The 21727-nt window shown below is 43.9% G+C and carries 40 protein-coding genes; 38 read left to right on the top strand and 2 right to left on the bottom strand.

From position 1 onward, the window contains the following. The 36 genes from rplC to rpsI all read left to right on the top strand — a co-directional run bounded on the left by rplC (position 1) and on the right by rpsI (position 19215). A complete protein-coding gene (rplC, locus tag BMW59_RS12700) occupies positions 1-633 on the top strand; it encodes a 50S ribosomal protein L3 (RefSeq protein ID WP_093052662.1) in 633 nt (210 codons plus the stop codon). A gap of 26 nt (positions 634-659) precedes the next feature. Then, a complete protein-coding gene (gene rplD, locus BMW59_RS12695) occupies positions 660-1283 on the top strand; it encodes a 50S ribosomal protein L4 (RefSeq protein ID WP_093052659.1) in 624 nt (207 codons plus the stop codon). Continuing rightward, a complete protein-coding gene (gene rplW, locus BMW59_RS12690) occupies positions 1283-1573 on the top strand; it encodes a 50S ribosomal protein L23 (RefSeq protein WP_093052656.1) in 291 nt (96 codons plus the stop codon). The genes rplD and rplW overlap by 1 nt, the downstream gene beginning before the upstream one ends. A gap of 32 nt (positions 1574-1605) precedes the next feature. Beyond that, entirely contained in the window at positions 1606-2436 is an 831-nt protein-coding gene (gene rplB / locus BMW59_RS12685; RefSeq protein ID WP_093052654.1) for a 50S ribosomal protein L2, read from the top strand. 60 nt (positions 2437-2496) lie between these two features. After that, the gene (rpsS, locus tag BMW59_RS12680; RefSeq protein ID WP_093052651.1) at positions 2497-2772 is read left to right on the top strand and encodes a 30S ribosomal protein S19; all 276 of its coding nucleotides are present in this window, start codon (positions 2497-2499) and stop codon (positions 2770-2772) included. A 21-nt stretch (positions 2773-2793) separates the two neighbouring features. Further along, positions 2794-3135 (top strand): 50S ribosomal protein L22, encoded by a 342-nt coding sequence (gene rplV, locus BMW59_RS12675; protein ID WP_093052648.1) that lies wholly within the window; start codon positions 2794-2796, stop codon positions 3133-3135. Positions 3136-3137: 2 nt separating this feature from the next. Beyond that, the gene (rpsC, locus tag BMW59_RS12670; RefSeq protein WP_093052645.1) at positions 3138-3797 is read left to right on the top strand and encodes a 30S ribosomal protein S3; all 660 of its coding nucleotides are present in this window, start codon (positions 3138-3140) and stop codon (positions 3795-3797) included. Between the two features lie 2 nt (positions 3798-3799). After that, a complete protein-coding gene (rplP, locus tag BMW59_RS12665; RefSeq protein ID WP_093052643.1) occupies positions 3800-4234 on the top strand; it encodes a 50S ribosomal protein L16 in 435 nt (144 codons plus the stop codon). Continuing rightward, entirely contained in the window at positions 4224-4427 is a 204-nt protein-coding gene (gene rpmC, locus BMW59_RS12660) for a 50S ribosomal protein L29 (protein WP_093052640.1), read from the top strand. Before rplP ends, rpmC begins: the two co-directional genes overlap by 11 nt. A gap of 21 nt (positions 4428-4448) precedes the next feature. After that, positions 4449-4712: a 30S ribosomal protein S17 gene (gene rpsQ / locus BMW59_RS12655; protein WP_093052637.1), complete on the top strand. Its 264-nt coding sequence runs from the start codon at positions 4449-4451 to the stop codon at positions 4710-4712. 46 nt (positions 4713-4758) lie between these two features. Then, the gene (gene rplN / locus BMW59_RS12650) at positions 4759-5127 is read left to right on the top strand and encodes a 50S ribosomal protein L14 (protein ID WP_093052635.1); all 369 of its coding nucleotides are present in this window, start codon (positions 4759-4761) and stop codon (positions 5125-5127) included. A gap of 63 nt (positions 5128-5190) precedes the next feature. Then, positions 5191-5502, top strand: coding sequence for a 50S ribosomal protein L24 (gene rplX / locus BMW59_RS12645; protein WP_093052794.1), 312 nt, complete (start codon positions 5191-5193; stop codon positions 5500-5502). 29 nt (positions 5503-5531) lie between these two features. After that, positions 5532-6071, top strand: coding sequence for a 50S ribosomal protein L5 (rplE, locus tag BMW59_RS12640; protein ID WP_093052632.1), 540 nt, complete (start codon positions 5532-5534; stop codon positions 6069-6071). 29 nt (positions 6072-6100) lie between these two features. Then, positions 6101-6286 (top strand): 30S ribosomal protein S14, encoded by a 186-nt coding sequence (gene rpsN / locus BMW59_RS12635; RefSeq protein WP_093052629.1) that lies wholly within the window; start codon positions 6101-6103, stop codon positions 6284-6286. Between the two features lie 27 nt (positions 6287-6313). Continuing rightward, the gene (gene rpsH, locus BMW59_RS12630) at positions 6314-6712 is read left to right on the top strand and encodes a 30S ribosomal protein S8 (RefSeq protein ID WP_093052626.1); all 399 of its coding nucleotides are present in this window, start codon (positions 6314-6316) and stop codon (positions 6710-6712) included. 31 nt (positions 6713-6743) lie between these two features. Beyond that, positions 6744-7280 carry a 50S ribosomal protein L6 gene (gene rplF / locus BMW59_RS12625; RefSeq protein WP_093052623.1) on the top strand — a complete coding sequence of 179 codons (537 nt, stop codon included), beginning with the start codon at positions 6744-6746 and terminating at the stop codon, positions 7278-7280. Between the two features lie 33 nt (positions 7281-7313). After that, positions 7314-7676, top strand: coding sequence for a 50S ribosomal protein L18 (gene rplR, locus BMW59_RS12620; protein ID WP_093052620.1), 363 nt, complete (start codon positions 7314-7316; stop codon positions 7674-7676). 25 nt (positions 7677-7701) lie between these two features. Beyond that, positions 7702-8199 carry a 30S ribosomal protein S5 gene (gene rpsE / locus BMW59_RS12615; protein WP_093052617.1) on the top strand — a complete coding sequence of 166 codons (498 nt, stop codon included), beginning with the start codon at positions 7702-7704 and terminating at the stop codon, positions 8197-8199. 14 nt (positions 8200-8213) lie between these two features. Beyond that, positions 8214-8402: a 50S ribosomal protein L30 gene (rpmD, locus tag BMW59_RS12610; RefSeq protein ID WP_093052614.1), complete on the top strand. Its 189-nt coding sequence runs from the start codon at positions 8214-8216 to the stop codon at positions 8400-8402. Between the two features lie 27 nt (positions 8403-8429). Next, entirely contained in the window at positions 8430-8870 is a 441-nt protein-coding gene (gene rplO / locus BMW59_RS12605; protein ID WP_093052611.1) for a 50S ribosomal protein L15, read from the top strand. Further along, the gene (secY, locus tag BMW59_RS12600) at positions 8870-10162 is read left to right on the top strand and encodes a preprotein translocase subunit SecY (RefSeq protein WP_093052608.1); all 1293 of its coding nucleotides are present in this window, start codon (positions 8870-8872) and stop codon (positions 10160-10162) included. The genes rplO and secY overlap by 1 nt, the downstream gene beginning before the upstream one ends. Positions 10163-10220: 58 nt before the next feature. Next, positions 10221-10874, top strand: coding sequence for an adenylate kinase (locus tag BMW59_RS12595; protein WP_093052605.1), 654 nt, complete (start codon positions 10221-10223; stop codon positions 10872-10874). Beyond that, a complete protein-coding gene (map, locus tag BMW59_RS12590) occupies positions 10871-11629 on the top strand; it encodes a type I methionyl aminopeptidase (protein WP_093052601.1) in 759 nt (252 codons plus the stop codon). The genes BMW59_RS12595 and map overlap by 4 nt, the downstream gene beginning before the upstream one ends. 13 nt (positions 11630-11642) lie before the next feature. Continuing rightward, on the top strand, positions 11643-11945 hold the full coding sequence (locus BMW59_RS12585; RefSeq protein ID WP_093052598.1) for a KOW domain-containing RNA-binding protein: 303 nt from the start codon (positions 11643-11645) through the stop codon (positions 11943-11945). 4 nt (positions 11946-11949) lie between these two features. After that, a complete protein-coding gene (infA, locus tag BMW59_RS12580; RefSeq protein ID WP_010896341.1) occupies positions 11950-12168 on the top strand; it encodes a translation initiation factor IF-1 in 219 nt (72 codons plus the stop codon). 47 nt (positions 12169-12215) lie between these two features. Next, the gene (rpmJ, locus tag BMW59_RS12575; protein ID WP_003322638.1) at positions 12216-12329 is read left to right on the top strand and encodes a 50S ribosomal protein L36; all 114 of its coding nucleotides are present in this window, start codon (positions 12216-12218) and stop codon (positions 12327-12329) included. A gap of 21 nt (positions 12330-12350) precedes the next feature. Next, positions 12351-12716, top strand: a complete 366-nt coding sequence (rpsM, locus tag BMW59_RS12570) for a 30S ribosomal protein S13 (RefSeq protein ID WP_093052595.1) — start codon at positions 12351-12353, stop codon at positions 12714-12716. 23 nt (positions 12717-12739) lie between these two features. Then, entirely contained in the window at positions 12740-13132 is a 393-nt protein-coding gene (gene rpsK, locus BMW59_RS12565) for a 30S ribosomal protein S11 (RefSeq protein WP_093052592.1), read from the top strand. A gap of 177 nt (positions 13133-13309) precedes the next feature. After that, positions 13310-14254 (top strand): DNA-directed RNA polymerase subunit alpha, encoded by a 945-nt coding sequence (locus BMW59_RS12560; RefSeq protein WP_093052589.1) that lies wholly within the window; start codon positions 13310-13312, stop codon positions 14252-14254. A gap of 72 nt (positions 14255-14326) precedes the next feature. Further along, a complete protein-coding gene (rplQ, locus tag BMW59_RS12555) occupies positions 14327-14689 on the top strand; it encodes a 50S ribosomal protein L17 (RefSeq protein WP_093052586.1) in 363 nt (120 codons plus the stop codon). A 242-nt stretch (positions 14690-14931) separates the two neighbouring features. Continuing rightward, the gene (locus tag BMW59_RS12550; RefSeq protein WP_093052583.1) at positions 14932-15786 is read left to right on the top strand and encodes an energy-coupling factor transporter ATPase; all 855 of its coding nucleotides are present in this window, start codon (positions 14932-14934) and stop codon (positions 15784-15786) included. Continuing rightward, positions 15747-16628, top strand: a complete 882-nt coding sequence (locus BMW59_RS12545; RefSeq protein WP_093052580.1) for an energy-coupling factor transporter ATPase — start codon at positions 15747-15749, stop codon at positions 16626-16628. Before BMW59_RS12550 ends, BMW59_RS12545 begins: the two co-directional genes overlap by 40 nt. Further along, on the top strand, positions 16621-17424 hold the full coding sequence (locus BMW59_RS12540; RefSeq protein ID WP_093052577.1) for an energy-coupling factor transporter transmembrane component T family protein: 804 nt from the start codon (positions 16621-16623) through the stop codon (positions 17422-17424). Before BMW59_RS12545 ends, BMW59_RS12540 begins: the two co-directional genes overlap by 8 nt. A 14-nt stretch (positions 17425-17438) precedes the next feature. Continuing rightward, the gene (truA, locus tag BMW59_RS12535; protein ID WP_093052574.1) at positions 17439-18215 is read left to right on the top strand and encodes a tRNA pseudouridine(38-40) synthase TruA; all 777 of its coding nucleotides are present in this window, start codon (positions 17439-17441) and stop codon (positions 18213-18215) included. 149 nt (positions 18216-18364) lie between these two features. Further along, on the top strand, positions 18365-18802 hold the full coding sequence (gene rplM / locus BMW59_RS12530; protein WP_093052571.1) for a 50S ribosomal protein L13: 438 nt from the start codon (positions 18365-18367) through the stop codon (positions 18800-18802). 20 nt (positions 18803-18822) lie between these two features. Next, on the top strand, positions 18823-19215 hold the full coding sequence (rpsI, locus tag BMW59_RS12525) for a 30S ribosomal protein S9 (RefSeq protein WP_093052568.1): 393 nt from the start codon (positions 18823-18825) through the stop codon (positions 19213-19215). Positions 19216-19220: 5 nt separating this feature from the next. Here the strand turns inward: rpsI and BMW59_RS12520 are convergent, their stop codons facing one another. Next, positions 19221-19901, bottom strand: a complete 681-nt coding sequence (locus tag BMW59_RS12520) for a DUF6944 family repetitive protein (protein WP_143051236.1) — start codon at positions 19899-19901, stop codon at positions 19221-19223. Between the two features lie 435 nt (positions 19902-20336). On the opposite strand from BMW59_RS12520, the gene BMW59_RS12515 reads away from it, so the two are divergent. Continuing rightward, entirely contained in the window at positions 20337-20825 is a 489-nt protein-coding gene (locus BMW59_RS12515; RefSeq protein WP_093052561.1) for a hypothetical protein, read from the top strand. Positions 20826-20956: 131 nt separating this feature from the next. Here BMW59_RS12515 and BMW59_RS12510 read toward each other — a convergent pair whose 3' ends face one another. After that, the gene (locus BMW59_RS12510) at positions 20957-21196 is read right to left on the bottom strand and encodes a hypothetical protein (protein ID WP_093052558.1); all 240 of its coding nucleotides are present in this window, start codon (positions 21194-21196) and stop codon (positions 20957-20959) included. 147 nt (positions 21197-21343) lie between these two features. Between BMW59_RS12510 and BMW59_RS12505 the strand changes: the two genes are divergently transcribed. Further along, on the top strand, positions 21344-21709 hold the full coding sequence (locus BMW59_RS12505; protein WP_245733101.1) for an SET domain-containing protein: 366 nt from the start codon (positions 21344-21346) through the stop codon (positions 21707-21709). Positions 21710-21727: the final 18 nt, after the last annotated feature.

Genomic DNA, 21727 nt, shown 5'->3' with positions numbered 1-21727 from the left:
ATGGCCAAAGGAATCTTAGGTAGAAAATTAGGTATGACCCAAATTTTCTCTGAAACTGGAGAAGCAGTTCCTGTAACTGTTATTCAAGCTGAACCTAACGTAGTTCTTCAAAGAAAAACTGCAGAAGGTGAAGGATACGAAGCGATCCAGCTAGGTTTTGCAGACGAGAAGGAAAATCGTCAAAACAAACCTGCAAAGGGTCATGCTCAAAAAGCAAATACTGCCCCTAAGCGCTTCATTAAAGAATTCCGCAATGTAAGTGCAGCGGATTACGAGGTTGGTCAGGAAGTCAAAGTTGATACATTTGCTGAAGGAGATACGGTAGACGTAACCGGTACATCAAAAGGTAAAGGGTTTGCTGGTGCAATTAAGCGTCATAACCAGTCCCGCGGACCGATGACTCACGGTTCCCGTTATCACCGTCGCCCTGGTTCAATGGGTCCTGTTGATCCAAACCACGTAAGACCAGGTAAGTTGCTTCCTGGACGTATGGGTGGAGAGCAAGTGACTATCCAGAATCTTGAGATCGTAAAAGTAGATACAGAACGTAATATTCTTCTTGTTAAAGGGAATATTCCTGGAGCGAAGAAAAGCTACGTGACTGTCACATCAGCAATTAAAGCTGCTGAGTAATTTTGTAAAGGAAAGGAGGAGCCCAGATGCCAAAAGTTACACTATATAACCAGACTGGCTCACAAGTTGGCGATATTGAACTTTCAGACAACGTTTTCGGTATAGAGCCTAATGAAAGTGTTCTATACGACGCAGTTGTGATGCAGCAAGCATCTCAACGTCAAGGTACACATTCTACAAAAGGCCGTTCAGACGTTCGCGGCGGCGGACGCAAGCCTTGGAGACAAAAAGGAACAGGCCGTGCCCGTCACGGAACTATCCGTTCGCCTATCTGGGTTGGTGGTGGAGTAACATTCGGACCTTCACCGCGCAGCTACGGATATAAGATGCCTAAGAAACAACGTCGTTTAGCTTTAAGATCTGCTCTTTCTTCCAAAGTGAATGAGGAAAATATTCGCGTAGTGGAAGGATTGAGCCTTGAAGCACCAAAGACTAAGGAAATGAAACAAATTCTTGCCGGATTAACAGCAGATACAAAAGCACTTGTTGTTTCCAACGATTACAACGATGCTGTTGCATTATCTGTACGTAACCTTCCGGGAGTAAAATTTGTAACAGCAGATGGAGTTAATGTTCTCGATCTTCTTAACCATGAGAAGCTCATCATTACCCAGGATGCTGTGAAACAAGTAGAGGAGGTGCTTGCATAATGGCAGACGTAAGAGATATTATTAAGCGCCCCATCATTACAGAACGCTCAGCGGACTTAATGGTTGATAAGAAATATACGTTTGAGGTAGATCCTCGTGCGAATAAATCACAGATCAAAGACGCTGTGGAAGAAATTTTCGGCGTAACAGTAGTTAACGTAAATACGATGAACTACAAAGGGAAGTTTAAGCGTTTCGGACGTTATACAGGCTATACTCGCAAGCGCAAAAAAGCCATTGTTGAACTTTCAGCGGACAGCAAAGAACTAGAATTCTTTGAAGGTGCGTAAACAATAATCTATAGAGAAGGAGGGAAACTCTGATGGCTATTAAAAAGTACAAACCGACCACTAACGGTCGTCGCGGAATGACTACTCTTGATTTTCAGGACCTTACAACAGATAAGCCGGAAAAATCATTGCTAGCTCCATTACACAAGCGCGGCGGTCGAAATAACCAAGGCAGATTAACAGTTCGCCACCAAGGCGGCGGTCACAAGCGTCAATACCGAATTATTGACTTTAAGCGTGACAAAGATGGAATTCCAGGGCGCGTTGCTACGATCGAATACGATCCAAACCGTTCTGCGAACATCGCACTTATCAACTATGCAGATGGAGAAAAGCGTTATATCCTTGCTCCTAAAAATCTTAAAGTTGGTATGGAAATCATGTCTGGAAAAGATGCCGACATCAAAGTTGGTAATGCTCTTCAATTAAGAGATATTCCAGTTGGTACTGTTATCCACAACATTGAGCTTCGTCCAGGAAAAGGCGGACAGCTTGTCCGTTCTGCAGGAGCTGAAGCACAAGTGCTGGGTAAAGAAGGAGACTATGTTCTTGTCAGACTCCGTTCAGGTGAAACTCGTCTGATTCTTGCAACTTGCCGTGCGACAGTCGGCCAGGTTGGTAACGTAGAACATGAGCTTGTAAACATCGGTAAAGCCGGCCGCTCACGCTGGTTAGGCAAGCGCCCTACAGTCCGCGGTTCTGTTATGAACCCTGTAGATCACCCTCACGGTGGTGGTGAAGGACGTGCGCCAATCGGTCTTAAATCACCGATGTCTCCATGGGGTAAACCAACTCTTGGATATAAGACTCGTAAGAAAAACAAAGACACGGATAAATATATTGTGCGTCGTCGCAAAAAATAACGGGGTTGTTCTACGGTTCTCAGGTGGAACCGTAGGTCAATCACGAAGGGAGGTACCATTATGGGTCGCAGCTTGAAAAAAGGACCTTTTGTCGATGATCATTTAATGAAGAAAGTAGAAGCGATGGATGATGACAACAAGCGAGTCATTAAGACTTGGTCCCGTCGTTCAACAATTTTCCCACAATTCATTGGTCACACAATCGCGGTATATGACGGACGTAAGCATGTACCAGTATATATTTCAGAAGATATGGTAGGACACAAACTTGGTGAGTTTGCACCAAGCAGAACGTACAAAGGCCATGCTTCAGACGATAAGAAAACACGACGTTAATAAAGAGGGGAGGTACTATTCATGGAAGCAAAAGCAGTTGCAAAACAAGTGCGTATTGCTCCTCGCAAAGTTCGCTTAGTCGCAGACTTAATTCGTGGTAAAGAAATTGGTGAAGCAATCTCAATTTTACGTCTGACACCAAAAAAAGCATCTCCTGTAATCGAGAAGCTTCTTAACTCAGCCATTGCGAACGCAGAGCATAACTATGAAATGGAACCTGACAACTTAGTTGTCAGCCAGGCATATGTAGATGAAGGTATTACACTAAAAAGATTCCGCCCACGTGCAATGGGACGTGCGAGCCGAATCAACAAACGTACGAGCCATATAACGGTCGTTCTTACAGAAAAGAAGGAGGGATAAGTGTGGGTCAAAAAGTAAATCCTAATGGACTTCGTGTCGGCGTTATTCGCGACTGGGAGTCAAAATGGTACGCTGATAAAGATTATGCTGACCTGCTTCACGAAGATATCAAAATTCGTGAATACCTGGAGAAGCGTCTTAGTGAAGCTTCAGTCTCCACAATTGAAATCGAGCGCGCGGCTAACCGTGTGAACGTAACGATTTACACTGCCAAGCCAGGAATGGTTATTGGTAAAGGTGGTTCTGAAGTAGAAGCATTACGTAAAGCTCTAAATCAATTAACCGGCAAGCGTGTACACATCAACATCAATGAAGTCAAGAAACCAGATCTTGATTCCAGACTTGTTGCTGAAAACATTGCTCGTCAATTAGAAAATCGTATTTCATTCCGTCGTGCGATGAAACAATCTATTCAACGTACGATGCGTGCAGGCGCACTTGGGATTAGAACAGAAGTTTCTGGTCGTCTTGGCGGTGCCGATATTGCTCGTTCTGAATCATACAGCGAAGGAACTGTTCCTCTACACACTTTAAGAGCTGACATAGCGTACGGAACTGCAGAAGCAGATACAACTTACGGTAAGCTCGGTGTTAAAGTGTGGATTTACAAAGGTGAGGTCCTTCCAACGAAAGGAACGAATGAAGAGGAAGGAGGAAATTAATCATGCTAATGCCTAAACGTGTTAAATTCCGTCGTGAACACCGTGGGAAAATGCGCGGCCGTGCGAAAGGCGGAAAAGAAGTAACATTCGGTGAATATGGTTTGCAAGCTCTTGAAGCTTCCTGGATCACTAACCGACAAATTGAATCTGCACGTATTGCCATGACACGTTATATGAAGCGTGGAGGTAAAGTATGGATTAAAATTTTCCCGGATAAGCCTTATACATCAAAACCTTTAGAAGTTCGAATGGGTTCCGGTAAAGGGGCGCCTGAAGGCTGGGTGGCAGTTGTTAAGCCAGGGAAAATTATGTTTGAAATAGCTGGGGTATCCGAAGAAGTAGCTCGTGAAGCACTACGTCTTGCTTCTCACAAGCTGCCGATTAAAACTAAATTTGTAAAACGTGAAGAAGTGGGTGGTGACGCAAATGAGAGCTAATGAGATTCGCAACCTTACCACTGCAGAAATCGAACAAAAATCCAAGTCTTTGAAAGAAGAACTATTTAACCTTCGCTTTCAGCTTGCGACTGGACAGCTTGATAATCCAGCCCGTATTCGCGAAGTGAAAAAATCAATTGCCCGTGCAAAAACAGTTTTACGTGAACGAGAACTCGGTATCACGAACGAATAGTCCTGAGAGGAGGTTTGCACAGTGGAAGAACGTAACAACCGCAAAAGCTATGTTGGTCGCGTAACATCTGACAAGATGGACAAAACCATCACAGTTGTTGTCGAAACGTATAAAATGCACTCGCTCTATGGAAAGCGTGTAAAATACTCTAAAAAGTTAAAAGCGCATGATGAAAATAACTCAGCCAAAAATGGTGACGTTGTACGAATCATGGAAACTAAGCCATTATCCAAGGATAAGCGTTTCCGTCTCGTAGAAATCGTAGAGGAATCTATCATCGTTTAACTTAAAAGTTTATGTTTTGCTTACCTGAAGGGAGGTAAAGAAGTCAATGATTCAGCAAGAAAGCCGATTAAAAGTTGCCGATAACTCAGGAGCACGTGAAGTGCAATGTATTAAAGTTCTTGGAGGATCCGGACGTAAAGTAGCTAACATTGGAGACGTAATTGTCTGTTCTGTAAAGCAAGCAACACCTGGTGGCGTTGTCAAGAAAGGTGAAGTAGTCCGTGCGGTAATCGTTCGTTCAAAGAGCGGTGCTCGCCGTCAAGACGGATCTTACATTAAGTTTGACGAAAACGCAGCGGTGATCGTCCGTGACGATAAGAGCCCGCGAGGAACACGTATCTTCGGACCGGTTGCACGTGAATTACGTGAGAATCAATTTATGAAGATCGTTTCTTTAGCTCCTGAAGTTCTTTAATGATAAATCATATGAACGGAAATATTCGTCTTAAGAGGAGGTGCCCTCATGTCTCAACCGAAATTGCACGTCAAGCAAGGAGATAACGTCAAAGTCATCTCTGGAAAAGACAAAGGCAAAGAAGGTAAAATTCTTGAAGCATACCCGAACCAAAACCGTGTGCTTGTGGAAGGCGTAAATATGGTGAAAAAACATGCTAAGCCGTCCCAATCAAATCCACAAGGTGGAATTTTGAATCAAGAAGCGCCTGTCCACGTCTCAAACGTGATGCCAATTGATCCAAAAACGGGTGAACCAACACGCGTTGGATATAAAGAAGAAAATGGAAAGAAAGTTAGAATCGCGAAAAAATCTGGCGAGTCTTTAGATAAGTAAGCGCCAGTGGCTGAAAGGAGGTCAACTCAATGAGTCGTTTGAAAGAAAAGTTCAACCAGGATATCACTCCTGCTTTAACAGAGAAATTTAACTACTCTTCCGTTATGGAAGTACCACGTGTTGAAAAAATCGTTGTAAACATGGGTGTCGGTGATGCAGTACAGAACTCTAAAGTTCTTGATAAAGCTGTTGAGGAACTCACACTGATTAGTGGTCAAAAGCCGTTAATCACGAAAGCCAAGAAATCCATCGCCGGATTTAAACTTCGTGAAGGTATGCCGATCGGTGCCAAGGTTACATTGCGCGGCGAGCGTATGTATCAATTCCTGGATAAGCTAATCACTGTTTCCCTTCCGCGTGTACGTGACTTCCGCGGTGTTTCTAAAAAAGCATTTGACGGACGTGGAAACTACACTTTGGGAGTTAAAGAACAATTGATTTTCCCAGAAATCGAGTATGACAAAGTAGATAAAGTTCGCGGTATGGATATCGTAATTGTCACTACGGCTAATACTGACGAAGAAGCACGCGAACTTCTCACTCAGATGGGCATGCCGTTTCAAAAATAACAAGTTTGCCAAAGAGAGGAGTGAAGACCTTGGCGAAAAAATCGATGATCGCAAAACAGAAGCGTACTAAAAAGTTTAATGTACAGGAATACACACGTTGCGAACGTTGTGGACGCCCTCACAGTGTCATTCGCAAATTTAAACTTTGCCGTATCTGCTTCCGGGAACTTGCATATAAAGGTCAAATTCCGGGCGTTAAAAAAGCTAGCTGGTAATTCCGTTTAGGGAAGGAGGTAAATACGATGGTCATGACAGATCCAATTGCTGATATGCTAACTCGTATTCGCAATGCGAATACAGTTCGACACACAAGTTTGGAGCTTCCAGCTTCAACAATCAAGCGAGAAGTTGCTGACATTTTAAAGCGCGAAGGTTTCATTCGCGATTATGAATACATTGAGGATAGCAAACAAGGTATCCTTCGTATTTTCCTTAAGTATGGTGCCAATAACGAAAAAGTTATCACCGGACTTAAGAAAATCAGTAAGCCGGGCTTACGCGTTTATGCTAAGTCAGATGAACTGCCACGAGTACTTGGCGGACTGGGAATCGCGATTATTTCTTCATCAACAGGCGTTATCACTGATAAAGAAGCTCGTCAACAAAAAGTAGGCGGAGAAGTACTCGCTTACGTTTGGTAATAAAGTACGTAACAGAATGGAGGTGTAAGGCATGTCTCGAGTTGGTTTAAAACCAGTTGAGGTTCCTTCCGGAGTAGAAGTGAAAATCGACAATACAACTATTACTGTAAAAGGACCAAAAGGTGAACTTCAGCGCGAAATTCACCACGATATGATCGTAAATCAGGAAGACAACACGATCACTGTTGCGCGTCCTTCTGATCATAAAGAGCACCGTTCCCTTCATGGTACAACACGCAGCATGATCAACAACATGATTGAAGGCGTAACGAAAGGCTTTGAAAAGAAGCTTGAACTAGTAGGGGTTGGTTACCGTGCGCAAAAGACTGGCAACAAAGTAGTCTTAAACGTAGGTCTTTCTCACCCTGTAGAGTTTGTAGCAGACAACGGACTTGAAATTGAAGTACCTTCTAATACAGAAATTATCGTTAAAGGTATCGATAAAGAACGTGTTGGAGCACTTGCCTCAAATATTCGTTCTACAAGAAGACCTGAACCTTACAAAGGTAAAGGTGTTCGTTATGCAGGCGAATATGTACGACGTAAGGAAGGTAAGACAGGGAAATAATCCCTAATAACGGAAAGAAAGGAATGACGTTCAATGATCTCGAAGACTGACAAGAACGCGGTACGTAAGAAAAGACACGCCCACGTTCGTCGTTCGATCACTGGAACTGCCGAACGTCCCCGCTTAAATGTTTTCCGTTCTAATAAGCACATTTACGCACAGCTCATTGATGACGTAGCAGGCGTTACTGTAGCAGGTGCTTCAAGCTTAGATAAAGAACTCGACATTGAAAACGGCGGGAACAAAGAAGCAGCTCGTCAAGTTGGCGAACTTGTAGCAAAGCGTGCCCTTGAAAAAGGTCATGAATCCGTAGTATTTGATCGTGGCGGTTACCTCTACCACGGTCGTGTACAAGAACTTGCAGACGCTGCACGTGAAGCAGGTCTTAAGTTTTAATCAAGGCTAAAAGGAGGGAAATTCATTGCGTATCGATCCAACTAAATTGGAAATTGAAGAAAGAGTCGTAACGGTCAACCGTGTAGCGAAGGTTGTTAAAGGTGGACGTCGTTTCCGCTTCGCCGCACTCGTTGTCGTTGGTGATAAAAACGGACACGTTGGTTTTGGAATGGGTAAAGCACTAGAAGTGCCTGAAGCTATTCGAAAAGCTATCGAAGACGGTAAGAAAAACTTAATTCGCGTACCAATTCAAGGAACTACAATTCCACACCAGATCACTGGTGAGTTTGGTGCAGGCAGTGTGCTGCTTAAGCCGGCCTCTGAAGGTACCGGAGTTATCGCAGGCGGACCTGTCCGTGCGGTACTTGAGTTAGCTGGTGTAGGTGACATCCTGTCTAAATCCTTAGGGTCAAATAACCCTATTAACATGGTACGTGCGACAATTCAAGGGCTTGAAAGCTTGAAGAGTCCAGAAGATGTTGCAAAACTACGCGGCAAATCTGTAGAAGAGTTGCTAGGTTAAGGAGGGATTTTGGCATGGCAAAAAAACTGGAAATTACCCTCAAACGAAGCCTGATCGGACGCCCTGAAGATCAGCGTGTGACTGTGAAGACTTTAGGTCTTCGTAAAGTCAATCACACTGTCGTGCAAGAGGATAACGAAGCAATGCGAGGAATGGTAAACAAAGTTTCCCACCTTATCAGTGTGAAAGAAATCGAAGCTTAATTGATAAACAGTTGAGGAGGTGTCAACATGCAACTTCACGAATTACAACCTTCTGAAGGATCACGTAAAGAACGTAAGCGTAAAGGCCGCGGGATTGCTACTGGTAATGGTAAAACTGCCGGTAAAGGTCACAAAGGTCAAAACGCCCGTTCTGGTGGAGGAGTACGCCCAGGGTTTGAAGGTGGACAAATGCCTATTTTCCGCCGTTTACCAAAACGCGGATTTAAAAACCCTAACCGTACAACTTACGCCATCGTAAACCTTGAAACGCTAAACCGTTTCGAAGAGGGTACAGAAGTTACACCTGAACTACTTGTAGAATCAGGTGTAGTCAAGAACGAAAAAGACGGAATTAAGATTCTTGGTAACGGGACTCTTGACCGTAAGCTTACAGTAAAAGCTCATAAATTCTCAGGATCTTCAAAGGAAGCGATTGAAGCCGCTGGCGGAACGACTGAGGTGATTTAATGTTCCAGACAATCTCCAATATTTTTCGTGTTGGTGATTTACGAAACAAAATATTATTCACCTTAGCGATGTTAATCGTCTTCCGTATCGGTGCCCATATCCCGGCTCCGGGAGTAAACGCTGATATATTGGATTTTGGTGGAGAAATGAACGCCTTTGGTTTTCTGAATACCTTTGGCGGAGGAGCTCTTGAAAACTTCTCTATTTTTGCGACAGGGATTATGCCGTACATTACTGCATCCATTATCGTTCAGTTGTTACGGATGGATGTAGTCCCTAAGTTCGCTGAGTGGTCGAAACAAGGCGAAGCAGGTCGTAAAAAGCTGGCCCAAGTAACAAGATACGGAACGATTGTAATCGCGTTTATTCAAGCCTTAGGAATGTCTATTGGTTTCAATAACATTTTTGAAGGCCTTGTACCTAACCCAAATATGACTACTTATTTGCTGATTGCTTTAACTTTAACCGCGGGAACAGCCTTCCTGCTCTGGTTAGGTGAACAGGTAACAGCAAACGGAGTCGGTAACGGGATATCGATTATGATTTTTGCCGGGATTGCTGCTGGGATTCCGAATGGAGTTAATCAAATTTATGTAACTCAATTCGAAGACGCAGGAGATGCCTTGTTTATTAACATTGTAACCGTATTGTTACTTCTCTTGGCACTTTTAGCGATCGTCGTCGGAGTTATTTTTGTACAACAGGCCCTTAGAAAGATTCCTGTTCAATACGCCAAGCGATTGGTTGCTGGGAAGCCGCAAGGAGGTCAATCGACTCACTTGCCGTTAAAGGTGAACTCAGCCGGGGTTATTCCAGTTATCTTTGCGATGTCTCTGTTTATTTTCCCGCCCACAGTGGCAGGATTCTTTGGAGATGAGAGTGCGATAGCTGGTTGGGTTACTCGTAACTTTGATTATACGCAGCCGTTTGGACTTGTTGTTTACGCGGCGCTAATCATCGGGTTTACGTATTTCTATACATTCGTTCAGGTGAATCCTGAGCAAATGGCGGATAACCTGAAAAAACAGGGTGGTTACATTCCTGGAATCCGTCCCGGTAAGACAACACAAGTATATATTACTCGAATCCTTTATCGTTTGACATTCGTCGGAGCTCTGTTCCTGGCAACAGTATCAACCATACCAGTCTTCTTTACAGAAGTGGCTGGACTTCCTCCAGCTGTTCAAATAGGAGGCACCGGTTTATTGATCGTTGTTGGTGTGGCACTGGACACGATGAAACAAATTGAGAGTCAATTAATTAAACGATCCTACAAAGGCTTTATTAAATAATAAGGGAGTTAATCTCCCTTTGCCTTCGATCGTAGGCTAAAACGGTGGAGGGAATACAATGAATCTAATCTTAATGGGACTTCCAGGTGCAGGAAAAGGTACTCAAGCAGATAAAATCGTTGATAAATATGGCGTTCCTCACATTTCAACCGGAGATATGTTCCGTGCAGCTATTAAAAATGGAACAGAATTAGGCCTTAAGGCAAAAGCTTTCATGGATGAGGGAAACCTTGTACCGGACGAAGTGACGGTTGGAATTGTAAAAGAGCGCTTAAGCAAAGATGACTGCAAGGACGGCTTTTTACTTGACGGCTTTCCTCGTACTGTCGCCCAGGCATCCGCACTGGAAGAAATATTAAATGAACTTGATCGTCAATTAGATCATGTTTTATATATCAAGGTACCAAAAGAGGATCTTTTTAAACGTCTGACTGGTCGCTGGATCTGCCCTGACTGCGGAACAGCTTACCATGAGATTTTTAATCCTCCGCAGGTACAGGGTAAATGTGATAAAGACGGAAGTGACTTGATTCAACGGGATGATGACAAGCCTGAAACGGTTGAAAAACGTTTAGAAGTCAATTGGGAGCAAACACAGCCGCTAGTTGACTTTTACAGTGAAAAAGGCTACCTTCGTAACATTAACGGCCAGAAAGACATACAAGACGTTTTTGAAGATATTGATCAGCTTTTGAAAGGAAGCCATCAATGATCATTTGTAAGACTCCGCGAGAGCTTGATATCATGCGTCATGCAGGAGAAATCGTAGCTTTGACTCATCAGGAGCTTCAAAAACACATTGAACCTGGGATCACGACGAAGGAACTGGACCACATCGCAGACACATTCATTCGTAACAATGATGCGATTCCATCTTTTAAAGGCTATAATGGATTTACTGGCAGCATCTGTGCTTCAGTAAATGATCAATTGGTACACGGAATTCCGGGAGACCGGGCTCTGAAAAACGGTGACATTATCAGCATTGATATTGGCGCCGACTACCAGGGCTACCACGGTGATTCCGCCTGGACGTATCCGGTGGGAACAATCAATGAAAAGACTGGCAAGCTCCTCGAAGTCACCGAAGAATCACTATATAAAGGACTTGCTGAAGCTCAACCTGGTGCAAGACTGTCAAACATTTCTCATGCGATTCAAACGTATGCGGAAGCACATGGTTTTTCCATTGTGAGAGAGTATGTCGGTCACGGGGTTGGTCAAAGTCTCCATGAAGACCCGCAAATCCCCCATTTTGGTCCGCCCGGCAAAGGGCCGAGACTGAAAGAAGGAATGGTTCTGGCCATCGAACCGATGGTTAATGCGGGCAGGCGGCATGTCCGAACATTGAAAGATAACTGGACCGTCGTTACCACGGATGGGGAAATGTGTGCCCATTTTGAACACACAATCGCTATTGTCGACACAGGATATGAAATATTGACAAAAGCCCCGCTTAAGGGATAAAGGTGGTCAACAAATGAAAGATCCTGAATCGATTCCACAAGTTGGAGAACTTGTGAGAGTTCTGAATGGAAGGGACAAAGATCAATTTGCTTTCATTATTGATGTTCTGGATGAACGTTTTGTACGGATTGCTGACGGGGATAAGAGGAAAGTGGACCGTGCAAAAAAGAAAAACATTCAGCACATCGAGAGAGTAAATATCATTGCTCCTGAAGTGAAGAATAGCATTGTTGAAACGGGCCGTGTAACCAATGCCAAATTGCGGTTTGCAATTTCAACATATATTGATGATAATTTACTGAAGGAAGGAGAGTAAATTCATGGCCAAAGAAGATGTAATTGAAGTAGAAGGAACGGTCATAGAGCCGCTTCCAAACGCTATGTTTCGCGTAGAGCTGGAAAACGGGCACAAAATTCTTGCCCATGTCTCAGGAAAAATCCGTATGCACTTCATTCGTATTTTACCTGGAGACAAGGTTACTGTAGAATTATCTCCGTATGATCTGACTCGTGGTCGTATCACGTATCGTTATAAATAAACTGACAGGTTATGACAGTCACTCCGCATTATAAGGAGGTAGAAAACATGAAGGTAAGACCATCAGTGAAACCAATTTGCGAAAAATGCAAAGTTATTCGCCGAAAAGGTACCGTCATGGTAATTTGCGAAAATCCTAAACACAAACAAAAGCAAGGGTAAAACCACAGGAGGTGTAAAAGCATGGCACGTATTGCTGGTGTCGACATTCCTCGTGATAAGCGGGTTGTCGTCTCTCTCACGTACATTTTCGGAATCGGCAAGTCAAGAGCTAGCCTGGTTCTTAAAGATGCGGGTGTATCTGAAGACACACGCGTCCGTGATTTAACTGAAGATGAATTAGGTAAAATCCGTGAAGTTGTTGACGGGATTAAAGTAGAAGGGGATCTTCGCCGTGAAGTTTCTCTTGATATTAAGCGTTTGATCGAAATCGGATCATACCGCGGTATCCGTCATCGCCGTGGATTGCCTGTCCGAGGACAGAAAACTAAGAACAATGCACGTACACGAAAAGGACCTCGTCGTACGGTTGCTAATAAGAAAAAATAAAGTAAAGGAGGTCATGTTCGATTATGGCTAAACCAAAAACGACTCGTGCAAAGCGTCGTCAACGTAAAAATATAGAGTCCGGAGTTGCGCACATTCGTTCAACTTTCAATAATACGATTGTTACGATCACAGACCCTCAAGGGAATGCCATTTCTTGGGCAAGTGCCGGAGCTTTAGGCTTTAAAGGTTCACGTAAGTCTACTCCTTTCGCAGCTCAGACTGCTGCTGAAACTGCAGCAAAAGCAGCGATGGAGCATGGCATGAAGGCTGTAGAAGTTTCAGTAAAAGGCCCTGGTGCCGGACGTGAAGCTGCTATTCGTTCCCTTCAGGCTACAGGTCTTGAAGTGAACATGATTAAAGACGTCACACCGGTTCCTCATAACGGCTGCCGTCCACCAAAACGTCGTAGAGTATAGTCGCAGCAGAGGTATGAATTTCCATACCCTTGTCAATAATGGTGTAAGAGCCAATGTCCGCTATGGATACGGAAATATATTGACGGTTCGTGACAGGTCTAGGTGTGCCCAATGAGGGATTCCGGTTGTGCCTATTTCACAACCGGGGTTTCGACGTTTTGAAGGAGGGTTTGTTTAATGATCGAGATAGAAAAGCCGAAAATTGAAGTGGTTGAATTAAGCGACGATGCTACGTACGGTAAATTTGTCGTAGAACCTCTTGAGCGCGGATACGGAACAACGCTTGGAAATTCCCTCCGCAGAATCCTGCTTTCGTCTTTACCTGGTTCTGCTGTAACAAGCGTCCAGTTTAACGGAGTACTGCATGAATTTTCTACGATTGAAGGTGTCGTTGAAGACGTCACAACAATCGTGCTCAATCTAAAAAAACTGGCACTGAAAATTTACTCGGATGAAGAGAAAACTTTGGAAATTGATGCTCAAGGTGAAGGGGTCGTCACTGCAGCTGATCTAATGCATGACAGTGATGTGGAGGTTTTAAACCCGGATCTGCATATCGCTACTCTTTCTAAGGGTGCTCAATTCCAAATGAAAATTACAGCAGCCAGAGGCCGGGGATATGTACCGGCAGAAAACAATAATTCAGATGATTTGCCAATTGGGGTAATCCCTGTGGATTCCATCTTTACACCAGTTTCCCGTGTGAACTTCCAAGTTGAAAACACACGTGTAGGTCAGATTACGAACTTCGATAAGCTGACACTGGATGTTTGGACTGACGGCAGTATTCGTCCTGAAGAAGCCGTCTCCCTTGGAGCAAAGATTCTTACTGAGCATTTGAACATTTTCGTCGGTTTAACCGATCAGGCACAGCACGCCGAGATTATGGTTGAAAAAGAAGAGGATCAGAAAGAAAAAGTCCTCGAAATGACGATAGAAGAGTTAGACTTGTCTGTACGTTCCTATAACTGCTTAAAGCGTGCGGGAATTAATACAGTACAGGAACTGACACAAAAATCAGAAGAAGACATGATGAAAGTTCGTAACCTTGGACGAAAGTCACTTGAAGAGGTACAGGAAAAACTGCAAGAACTCAATCTTGGTCTTCGAGATGAAGAATAATTCTGTTCCGGTTACGGTCTGCCAGTCAGATCGGGCTGAGAATAGAGATTCATCAGAGAAGGAGGGACTAACATGGGATACAGAAAATTAGGTCGTGACAGCAGTGCCCGTAAAGCACTATTCCGTGACTTAACGACTGATTTAATTATTAACGAACGCATTGAAACGACAGAACCGAAAGCGAAAGAGCTTCGTTCAATCGTTGAAAAGATGATCACGTTAGGTAAACGTGGTGACTTACATGCTCGTCGTCAAGTAGCTGCTTATGTACGTAATGAAGTTGCAGATGAAGAAACTGGACAAGATGCAATTCAAAAACTATTTGATGATGTAGCTAAGCGCTACGAAGAGCGTCAAGGCGGTTATACACGAGTTCTTAAGCTTGGACCTCGCCGTGGAGACGGTGCAGAAATGGCTATCATTGAGCTTGTATAACTCATGACGCATTGATTCTTCAAAGGGCGGGACACCGCGTCTGGAAACAGATGCTGGTCTGTGCCCTTTTTTTGTACCCGATTGTCCTGCCAATGTCATCTCCAAGCGGGAGAGAAGGCAAGGCCTCCTGCAAGTGCTTATCCTTCAGCACCAAAGTTATGCTGCATTTCCGGCGGGATTAGTGTGCAGCCCGGTAATTAAACAAACCGCAGCCCTGCGAACATTATGAGAGGAGCCTTTGTATGACTTATGATATTCAAGTAAAAGGACTAAGTTTCCGGTATCACGAGCAGGCTCCTTACGTATTAAAAGATATCTCTCTCGAAGTTAAAAGAGGGGAATGGCTGGCGGTGTTAGGCCATAACGGCTCTGGCAAGTCCACTTTGGCTAAGTTCTTTAATGCGCTGCACGTTCCTGAAGAAGGGGAAGTCATGGCATGCGGCCATCTAACGAACGATCCCAGTCAGCATCCCTTTATACGCAGGCAGGTAGGTATGGTTTTTCAAAACCCTGATAACCAGCTTGTGGCCCCTACAGTGGAAGATGACGTAGCATTCGGTCTTGAAAACGCCGGGGTGCCTTATGATGAGATGCAGAAGAGGGTCTATGAAAGCATAAGCCGTCTCGGTTTATCAGGGCTGGAGAAACAGGAGCCGCACCGGCTGTCAGGAGGCCAGAAACAGCGGGTAGCCTTAGCCGGAGCCTTGGCTCTGCGTCCGCGGGTAATCGTCCTGGATGAAGCCACATCCATGCTCGATCCCATGGGTCGGCAAGAAGTGATAGCCACCGTACAAAAGCTGCGTGAAGAAGAGAACCTGACAATCGTGACAATTACTCATGATGTGAGAGAAGCGGTGTCAGCGGACCGTATTATCGTCCTGAAAGAAGGCCGCATTGAGCAGGATGGCACACCGCAGGACATCCTGACAAATGAATCTGCTCTGCACCAGGCTCAATTAAAGACTCCTTTCGCGGTGCAAGTTGCTCAGGAACTTCGCAAATATCACGTTCGATTGCCTGATAACGTGTTAACCGAAGAGGAGTTGGTGGAAGCGCTATGCAGATTAAAGCAGACAACCTCACATATAAATATATGAAAAACACTCCCTTTGAAAAGGAAGCTCTCAAAGGGTTTAATATAACAATCCCGGAAGGCCGGTTTACCTCGGTGATCGGCCATACAGGATCAGGTAAATCTACTTTTATCCAGCATTTAAACGGCTTGCTTAAACCTTCATCAGGTACAGTGGCTGTAGGAGACTGGACGATTCGTGCAGATACGAAACAGAAACATCTATATGAGCTGCGAAGGCATGCGAGCATAGTTTTTCAGTTTCCTGAACATCAGTTGTTTCATGAAACAGTGCTTTCTGATGTGGCCTACGGTCCGGTAAACTTTGGCCTTTCTAAGCTTGAAGCTGAAAAAAGGGCAAAGGAGTATCTTGAGCTGGCAGGTATTCATCCTGACATGTTTGACCGTTCCCCGTTTGACTTGAGCGGCGGCCAGATGCGGAGAGTAGCCATTGCGGGAGTACTGGCGCTTAATCCGAAACTGCTTATTTTAGATGAACCTACCGCAGGTCTCGACCCGGAGGGCCAGGTTAAGATGATGGAACTGTTTTACGACTGGTTCCAGGAAAAGAAGGAGCGCTCAATTATACTTGTGACGCACCAAATGGAGGACGCGGCCCGTTATTCCGATGAAATAGTTCTTATGGATAAAGGGACTGTTAAGGATCAGGGCCGTCCACACCAGGTTTTTTCAAAAGCCGGTGAACTTAAAGCGATGGGGTTGTCCGTCCCCGAGTCTGTGAAGCTCCTTTCAATGCTGAGGGAACAATCAGGCGAAGACATGAGCACTGCCGCATTTACACTCGAAGAAACAGTTGACCAGGTTCTGGAGTTTCTTCGGAAAAGGGGTGTGAGTGACCGTGTTTGATAATGTGATCATAGGCCAATATGTTCCTAAAGAATCGGTGATTCACAAAATGGATCCCCGTTCTAAACTGATTATCGTTCTGCTTTTTATCATCTTTTTATTTTTAACGCGCCACCCGTTTATTCTCGGTATGGCAGTAATTCTCACCTTTACAGCCTTTTCTAGGTCCAAAATACCATTTGGCTATTTCATAAAAGGAATGCGCTTTATCGCAATTATTATCTTTTTTACTTTCTTATTGCATCTTTTTATGACAAGGGAAGGGACAGTGCTGGTGGAATGGCCGTTGCTGACGGTTTATTCCGGCGGGGTTATGGAAGGAAGCCTGATTGCCTTAAGGCTTTTTCTGCTCATTCTTATGGCCTCTTTATTGACTTTAACAACGACCCCTATCGATTTAACAGATGGGATGGAGAGACTTATGAAGCCGTTAAAAAAGGTGAATGTTCCTACTCACGAATTGGCGCTGATGATGTCGATCGCTTTAAGGTTTATTCCAACGCTGCTCGGAGAAACTGCAAAAATAGTAAAAGCCCAAATGGCCCGGGGAGCTAATTTTTCCGAAGGTTCCTTATGGAAAAGGCTGAAAGCTCTAATACCGGTGCTGATCCCTCTATTTGTGCAGTCATTTAAGCGTGCGGAGGATCTGGCTATTGCTATGGAAGCACGCGGTTATAACGGCGGTGAAGGCAGGACTAAATTCAGACAGCTGAAATGGAAGCCTTTAGATACAGGAGCGCTCAGTTTGTTTATTGCCTTTGCGGTACTGACAGTTATATTCCGATTTCTTGAATAGAGGAGAGAGTGTGCATGCGAAGAATCTTAGCCCACTTGTCTTATGACGGGGCCGGCTTTCACGGGTATCAGCGGCAGCCGAATGACCGTTCTGTCCAGGGAGAAATAGAGCAGGCGCTCGGAAAAATACATAAAGCGGATGGCTGGAAATCAGTTTCCTCAGGCCGGACAGATTCAGGAGTACACGGAATCAGACAGCCGGTGCATTTCGATTCATCGCTGGCTATCCCGGAAGACCGGTGGCCGAAAGCTTTGAACACGCTTCTCCCGAAAGATATACACGTTCACAGCTGCCAGTATGTCTCCTCTTCGTTCCATGCCCGGTATGATGCATTAGGCAAGGAGTATATTTATCGAATCAATACAGCGCCTGAACGGAATGTATTTGAGCGGCACTATGTCCACCACCTGCCTAAAAAACTGGATATAGGAGCAATGCAGGAGGCAGCAGCCCATCTGACCGGCACTCATAACTATACGAGTTTTTCGTCGCCTAAAACGGATGTGGTAGATAAGGTAAGAACGTTATTCGTAATTGATATTGCGAAAGAAAAAGATGACTGGACATTGCGGTTTACTGGAAGCGGTTTTCTCTACCAGATGGTAAGAGTCCTTACGGGAACTTTAATTGAAGCAGGAGCGGGCGATCGGAACCCCGGGGAAGTACCTGAGATTCTGGCCGCAGAAGACAGGGCCCTGGCGGGAAAAACGGCCCCGGCATGCGGGTTGTATTTAGCTCAAGTGTTCTATGAACAGAAAAAAATGGACGATCATATAAAAAAATTTCAATAACAACGAATCCTAGTGTATTTTTTATTGACACAGGCATTCATATATTATATGATGGTCTATGGTATTCTTATGCCCACTAGCCCCGGGTACGGAATCGAACGTTGGAATGTAGGATATTTTTTGGACAGTTTGACTAGGAGGGAAATAAATTGCGTACAACATATATGGCAAAGCCACAAGACGTTGAGCGTAAATGGTACGTTGTAGACGCAGAAGGAAAAGCACTTGGACGCTTAGCATCAGAAGTTGCCAGCATCCTTCGCGGCAAGAACAAGCCGACATTTACGCCGCATGTTGATACAGGAGATCATGTGATCATTATCAATGCGGAGAAGATTCATTTAACAGGAAACAAGCTCCAGGACAAAATGTACTACCGTCACAGCCGTTACCCTGGTTCATTGAAATCAATGAGTGCAGGAGAAATGCGTGACCGCAAGCCGACACAACTTATCGAGCTTGCAGTAAAAGGTATGCTTCCGAAAGGTTCTCTAGGCCGTCAAATGGCTAAGAAACTTAACGTATACGCAGGAAGCGAGCATCCTCACGCAGCGCAAAAGCCAGAAACTTACGAATTACGCGGTTAATATAGAAGGAGGGAATTTTCTTGGCACAAGTTCAATACTACGGTACAGGTCGTCGTAAGAACTCAACTGCACGTGTGCGTCTCGTACCAGGAGATGGCAAAATCGTGATCAACAAAAGAGACATCAACGACTACTTTGACCTTGAAACATTAAAAGTTATTGTGAAACAGCCATTAGCTGAAACTCAAACAGAAGGCACTTATGACGTGCTTGTTAACGTTGACGGCGGTGGATACACAGGCCAGGCAGGCGCGATCCGTCACGGTGTGGCACGCGCATTGCTTGAAGCAGATCCGGAATTCCGTGCACCACTCAAAAAAGCAGGCTTCCTGACTCGTGACGCTCGTATGAAAGAGCGTAAGAAATACGGTCTTAAAGCTGCTCGTCGTGCACCTCAGTTCTCAAAGCGTTAATATATCTACGTTTGGAAGACTCTCAACCAATTTTGGTTGGGGGTCTTTTTTGTTATCGGAAAGGACGCACCATCACATTCAGTTGACTTGCAAAAGATTGCACTTCTCGTCACCAGAATCGCAATAAGGCTTGCTCCAATTGCTTGTAACGCTGCACCAACCGTAATTAACAACTGAGCTTCCTCTTTTTTTCTTAATTCATACGTCCCGCCAATGGCTTCTAAACCGGCTCCTAACCCTTGAAGCGCATTACCGGCAGCCATGCCTGCTTCACCTGCTGAATAATCAGATAAGGCACTAATAGAGGCTCCCATTGATTGGAGGGAATCCCCTAATATGTCGAGGCGCATATTGTCTGCACCATTTTCATCACCGATATATTGCCAATAGGCTGCTAAAGACGACGTTGCCGCTCCGGCACCATCTATCCAGTTGCCGGCAAAGTCTAAAGGATCATCTGTTGAAACAGTTCCATTGATTAATGTTCCTGCCGCTTGTAACCCCTCGCCGACTGCTGTCAGTTTGTTATTTATTTCATTTAATCCCCCAAAATTTCCTGCTGTTGCACTAGCAGAAAGGATACTGCCTATTGCATCTAACCATGCTCCGGTAAACAGCTTTAACTGTTCATCTGTCACTTCTGCCACCGCCTTAATGTTTGTCCTTGTGGTGTTTATTGATTGCAAGGCAGGTGAAGCTCTTTATGTAAAAGGATTTTTATTAGCTGAACAACTAATATTGTTATTCCATTACCTCCCTGCAAAAGCTCTAACTAGCGACAAGATTAGATTGTTTATTGAAGCATATGCCGAAGGGGACCTTTTAGTTAACAAGAACTTAAAGGAAAGATTAGAAATCAGCACGAGTTTAAAATTACCTTTTAATTTTGCTAAAAAAATTTCAACAATATTTTACAAATTAAGTTAAAATATACTTATTCTTCCCTTAATTAGATAAAGGAAAGGGGCTATCAAGTAAATATTGAAACGGTTTTCCTTTTTCCCTTGTAAAAATAAGTCGATGACTGTAAAACGATTAATACAGGGATTCTGTACAATTTAGAGAATGTATTATTACAAGGTAAGCGTATAATCTCGAGCATAATAAGGAAGGTGAATGGGATGTTTAAATGGGTTCCGCATAAAGAGCAGTATATTTGTGAAAGAAGGCTTAAGAAAGTGATGAAACGGTTGAAGATTGAAGTTTATAACTATAACTGGGACCGCAGCAGCTGTTTCATTGAATTTCAACACCAGGAAAATAAGTACAGAATGGAGCACTCGCTTCAAAGAGCAAAAGAAAAAGGTCTTGTCATGTTAAGGAACGGACTGGATTGTTTAAATGAGCTTATCAAATCTCTTGAACACTTGTGTGAAATAGTTGATAGAGGGACCTATAGGCTCGATACATGGATTGCCAGCATGAAACTCCCGTCTCCGGTAGAAGAAACACCGGAATACATGGAAGAAGTACAAATAAGGTATAAATCAACGGGTAAACAGCATCGCTCACAATACCACGGAGATGAAGAACTGGAATATACAGCTCGTGACTCCTCTCTGGGAGATTTTGAGAAAAGTGAGGTTATCCCCCGATACCGCAGTGAATAACAGAACCTTTCACTCTTTAAATTTTGAATCTGTTTTATAAATGCAGGAATTCCTCAAACTATACGTCCTTCTAAGCTTTTCTATACTTTTAAAAGCACTCAACCAGCATATGGTTGAGTGCTTTTTATCTTTTACTCTACCGGAGTCCCATCTGCTTCCTGAATAGAAGTTATTTGAGTACAGCAAAAATAAATTAAGCCTAAGCCTTTTCCAGTTGGGTCAAAAATTAGAAAGTTTCCAGTAGTCCCCCTGTAAAAAGCGTTATTGACCGCATCTGCAGTACCTGCTTCAGTAGTCACATTATATTGGGCGTCCTGCTCTAGAATTTCGTCCCATGCTGCGCAGTCGCAGCCATTTGTTCTAAGTCCCATCTTTTGTACCTCCTTTTCTTTAAAGTTAATTTATTTATATTAGCCAAATTTAACAGTTGTTTGGACTCTCAGTATAAATGGGTAATTGACGTTTCACCTGTAATTTTTTTGAATATGTTGATTTTAAGAAAAGGGAGGGGGTTAAGAGTGTTAGAGGTTAAACAAAGTACTGAAAAAGGGCGCGGTGTATTTACTTTAAAATCATTTAAAAAAGGAGAAATTATTGAAAAGGCTCCTGTTATTATCATTCCTAAAAGTGAATTGCGTGCCATCATGACTACTGTTCTGGTTGATTACTTCTTTCAGTGGGGAAGAGAAGGAGCTATCGCTTTAGGATACGGCTCGTTATACAACCACTCATATAAACCAAATGCGGTTTTTATATTAAACAGAGAAGACAACTGTATCCTTTTTCGTGCGCTGCGGGATATTGCTCCCGGAGAAGAGGTGACCATCAATTATAAAGGAAAGCCGGACAGGAAGCTGCCTGTTCCGTTTAAAGTAGTGGAATAAACAAACCAAGTGATTAGC

This window comes from Salipaludibacillus aurantiacus, from assembly GCF_900111295.1.
Classification (GTDB): Bacteria; Bacillota; Bacilli; order Bacillales; family Salisediminibacteriaceae; genus Salipaludibacillus; species Salipaludibacillus aurantiacus.
The sequence above is the reverse complement of the archived record's forward strand: the minus strand, read 5'-3'. Positions and strand labels throughout refer to the sequence as shown.

Coding starts and splice junctions, on each gene's coding strand:
- rplC (WP_093052662.1), top strand. CDS start 1: ATGGCCAAAGGAATCTTAGGTAGAAAATTAGGTATGACCCAAATTTTC.
- rplD (WP_093052659.1), top strand. CDS start 660: ATGCCAAAAGTTACACTATATAACCAGACTGGCTCACAAGTTGGCGAT.
- rplW (WP_093052656.1), top strand. CDS start 1,283: ATGGCAGACGTAAGAGATATTATTAAGCGCCCCATCATTACAGAACGC.
- rplB (WP_093052654.1), top strand. CDS start 1,606: ATGGCTATTAAAAAGTACAAACCGACCACTAACGGTCGTCGCGGAATG.
- rpsS (WP_093052651.1), top strand. CDS start 2,497: ATGGGTCGCAGCTTGAAAAAAGGACCTTTTGTCGATGATCATTTAATG.
- rplV (WP_093052648.1), top strand. CDS start 2,794: ATGGAAGCAAAAGCAGTTGCAAAACAAGTGCGTATTGCTCCTCGCAAA.
- rplP (WP_093052643.1), top strand. CDS start 3,800: ATGCTAATGCCTAAACGTGTTAAATTCCGTCGTGAACACCGTGGGAAA.
- rpmC (WP_093052640.1), top strand. CDS start 4,224: ATGAGAGCTAATGAGATTCGCAACCTTACCACTGCAGAAATCGAACAA.
- rplN (WP_093052635.1), top strand. CDS start 4,759: ATGATTCAGCAAGAAAGCCGATTAAAAGTTGCCGATAACTCAGGAGCA.
- rplE (WP_093052632.1), top strand. CDS start 5,532: ATGAGTCGTTTGAAAGAAAAGTTCAACCAGGATATCACTCCTGCTTTA.
- rpsH (WP_093052626.1), top strand. CDS start 6,314: ATGGTCATGACAGATCCAATTGCTGATATGCTAACTCGTATTCGCAAT.
- rplF (WP_093052623.1), top strand. CDS start 6,744: ATGTCTCGAGTTGGTTTAAAACCAGTTGAGGTTCCTTCCGGAGTAGAA.
- rplR (WP_093052620.1), top strand. CDS start 7,314: ATGATCTCGAAGACTGACAAGAACGCGGTACGTAAGAAAAGACACGCC.
- rpmD (WP_093052614.1), top strand. CDS start 8,214: ATGGCAAAAAAACTGGAAATTACCCTCAAACGAAGCCTGATCGGACGC.
- rplO (WP_093052611.1), top strand. CDS start 8,430: ATGCAACTTCACGAATTACAACCTTCTGAAGGATCACGTAAAGAACGT.
- secY (WP_093052608.1), top strand. CDS start 8,870: ATGTTCCAGACAATCTCCAATATTTTTCGTGTTGGTGATTTACGAAAC.
- BMW59_RS12595 (WP_093052605.1), top strand. CDS start 10,221: ATGAATCTAATCTTAATGGGACTTCCAGGTGCAGGAAAAGGTACTCAA.
- map (WP_093052601.1), top strand. CDS start 10,871: ATGATCATTTGTAAGACTCCGCGAGAGCTTGATATCATGCGTCATGCA.
- BMW59_RS12585 (WP_093052598.1), top strand. CDS start 11,643: ATGAAAGATCCTGAATCGATTCCACAAGTTGGAGAACTTGTGAGAGTT.
- infA (WP_010896341.1), top strand. CDS start 11,950: ATGGCCAAAGAAGATGTAATTGAAGTAGAAGGAACGGTCATAGAGCCG.
- rpmJ (WP_003322638.1), top strand. CDS start 12,216: ATGAAGGTAAGACCATCAGTGAAACCAATTTGCGAAAAATGCAAAGTT.
- rpsM (WP_093052595.1), top strand. CDS start 12,351: ATGGCACGTATTGCTGGTGTCGACATTCCTCGTGATAAGCGGGTTGTC.
- rpsK (WP_093052592.1), top strand. CDS start 12,740: ATGGCTAAACCAAAAACGACTCGTGCAAAGCGTCGTCAACGTAAAAAT.
- BMW59_RS12560 (WP_093052589.1), top strand. CDS start 13,310: ATGATCGAGATAGAAAAGCCGAAAATTGAAGTGGTTGAATTAAGCGAC.
- rplQ (WP_093052586.1), top strand. CDS start 14,327: ATGGGATACAGAAAATTAGGTCGTGACAGCAGTGCCCGTAAAGCACTA.
- BMW59_RS12550 (WP_093052583.1), top strand. CDS start 14,932: ATGACTTATGATATTCAAGTAAAAGGACTAAGTTTCCGGTATCACGAG.
- BMW59_RS12545 (WP_093052580.1), top strand. CDS start 15,747: ATGCAGATTAAAGCAGACAACCTCACATATAAATATATGAAAAACACT.
- truA (WP_093052574.1), top strand. CDS start 17,439: ATGCGAAGAATCTTAGCCCACTTGTCTTATGACGGGGCCGGCTTTCAC.
- BMW59_RS12515 (WP_093052561.1), top strand. CDS start 20,337: ATGTTTAAATGGGTTCCGCATAAAGAGCAGTATATTTGTGAAAGAAGG.
- BMW59_RS12510 (WP_093052558.1), bottom strand. CDS start 21,196: ATGGGACTTAGAACAAATGGCTGCGACTGCGCAGCATGGGACGAAATT.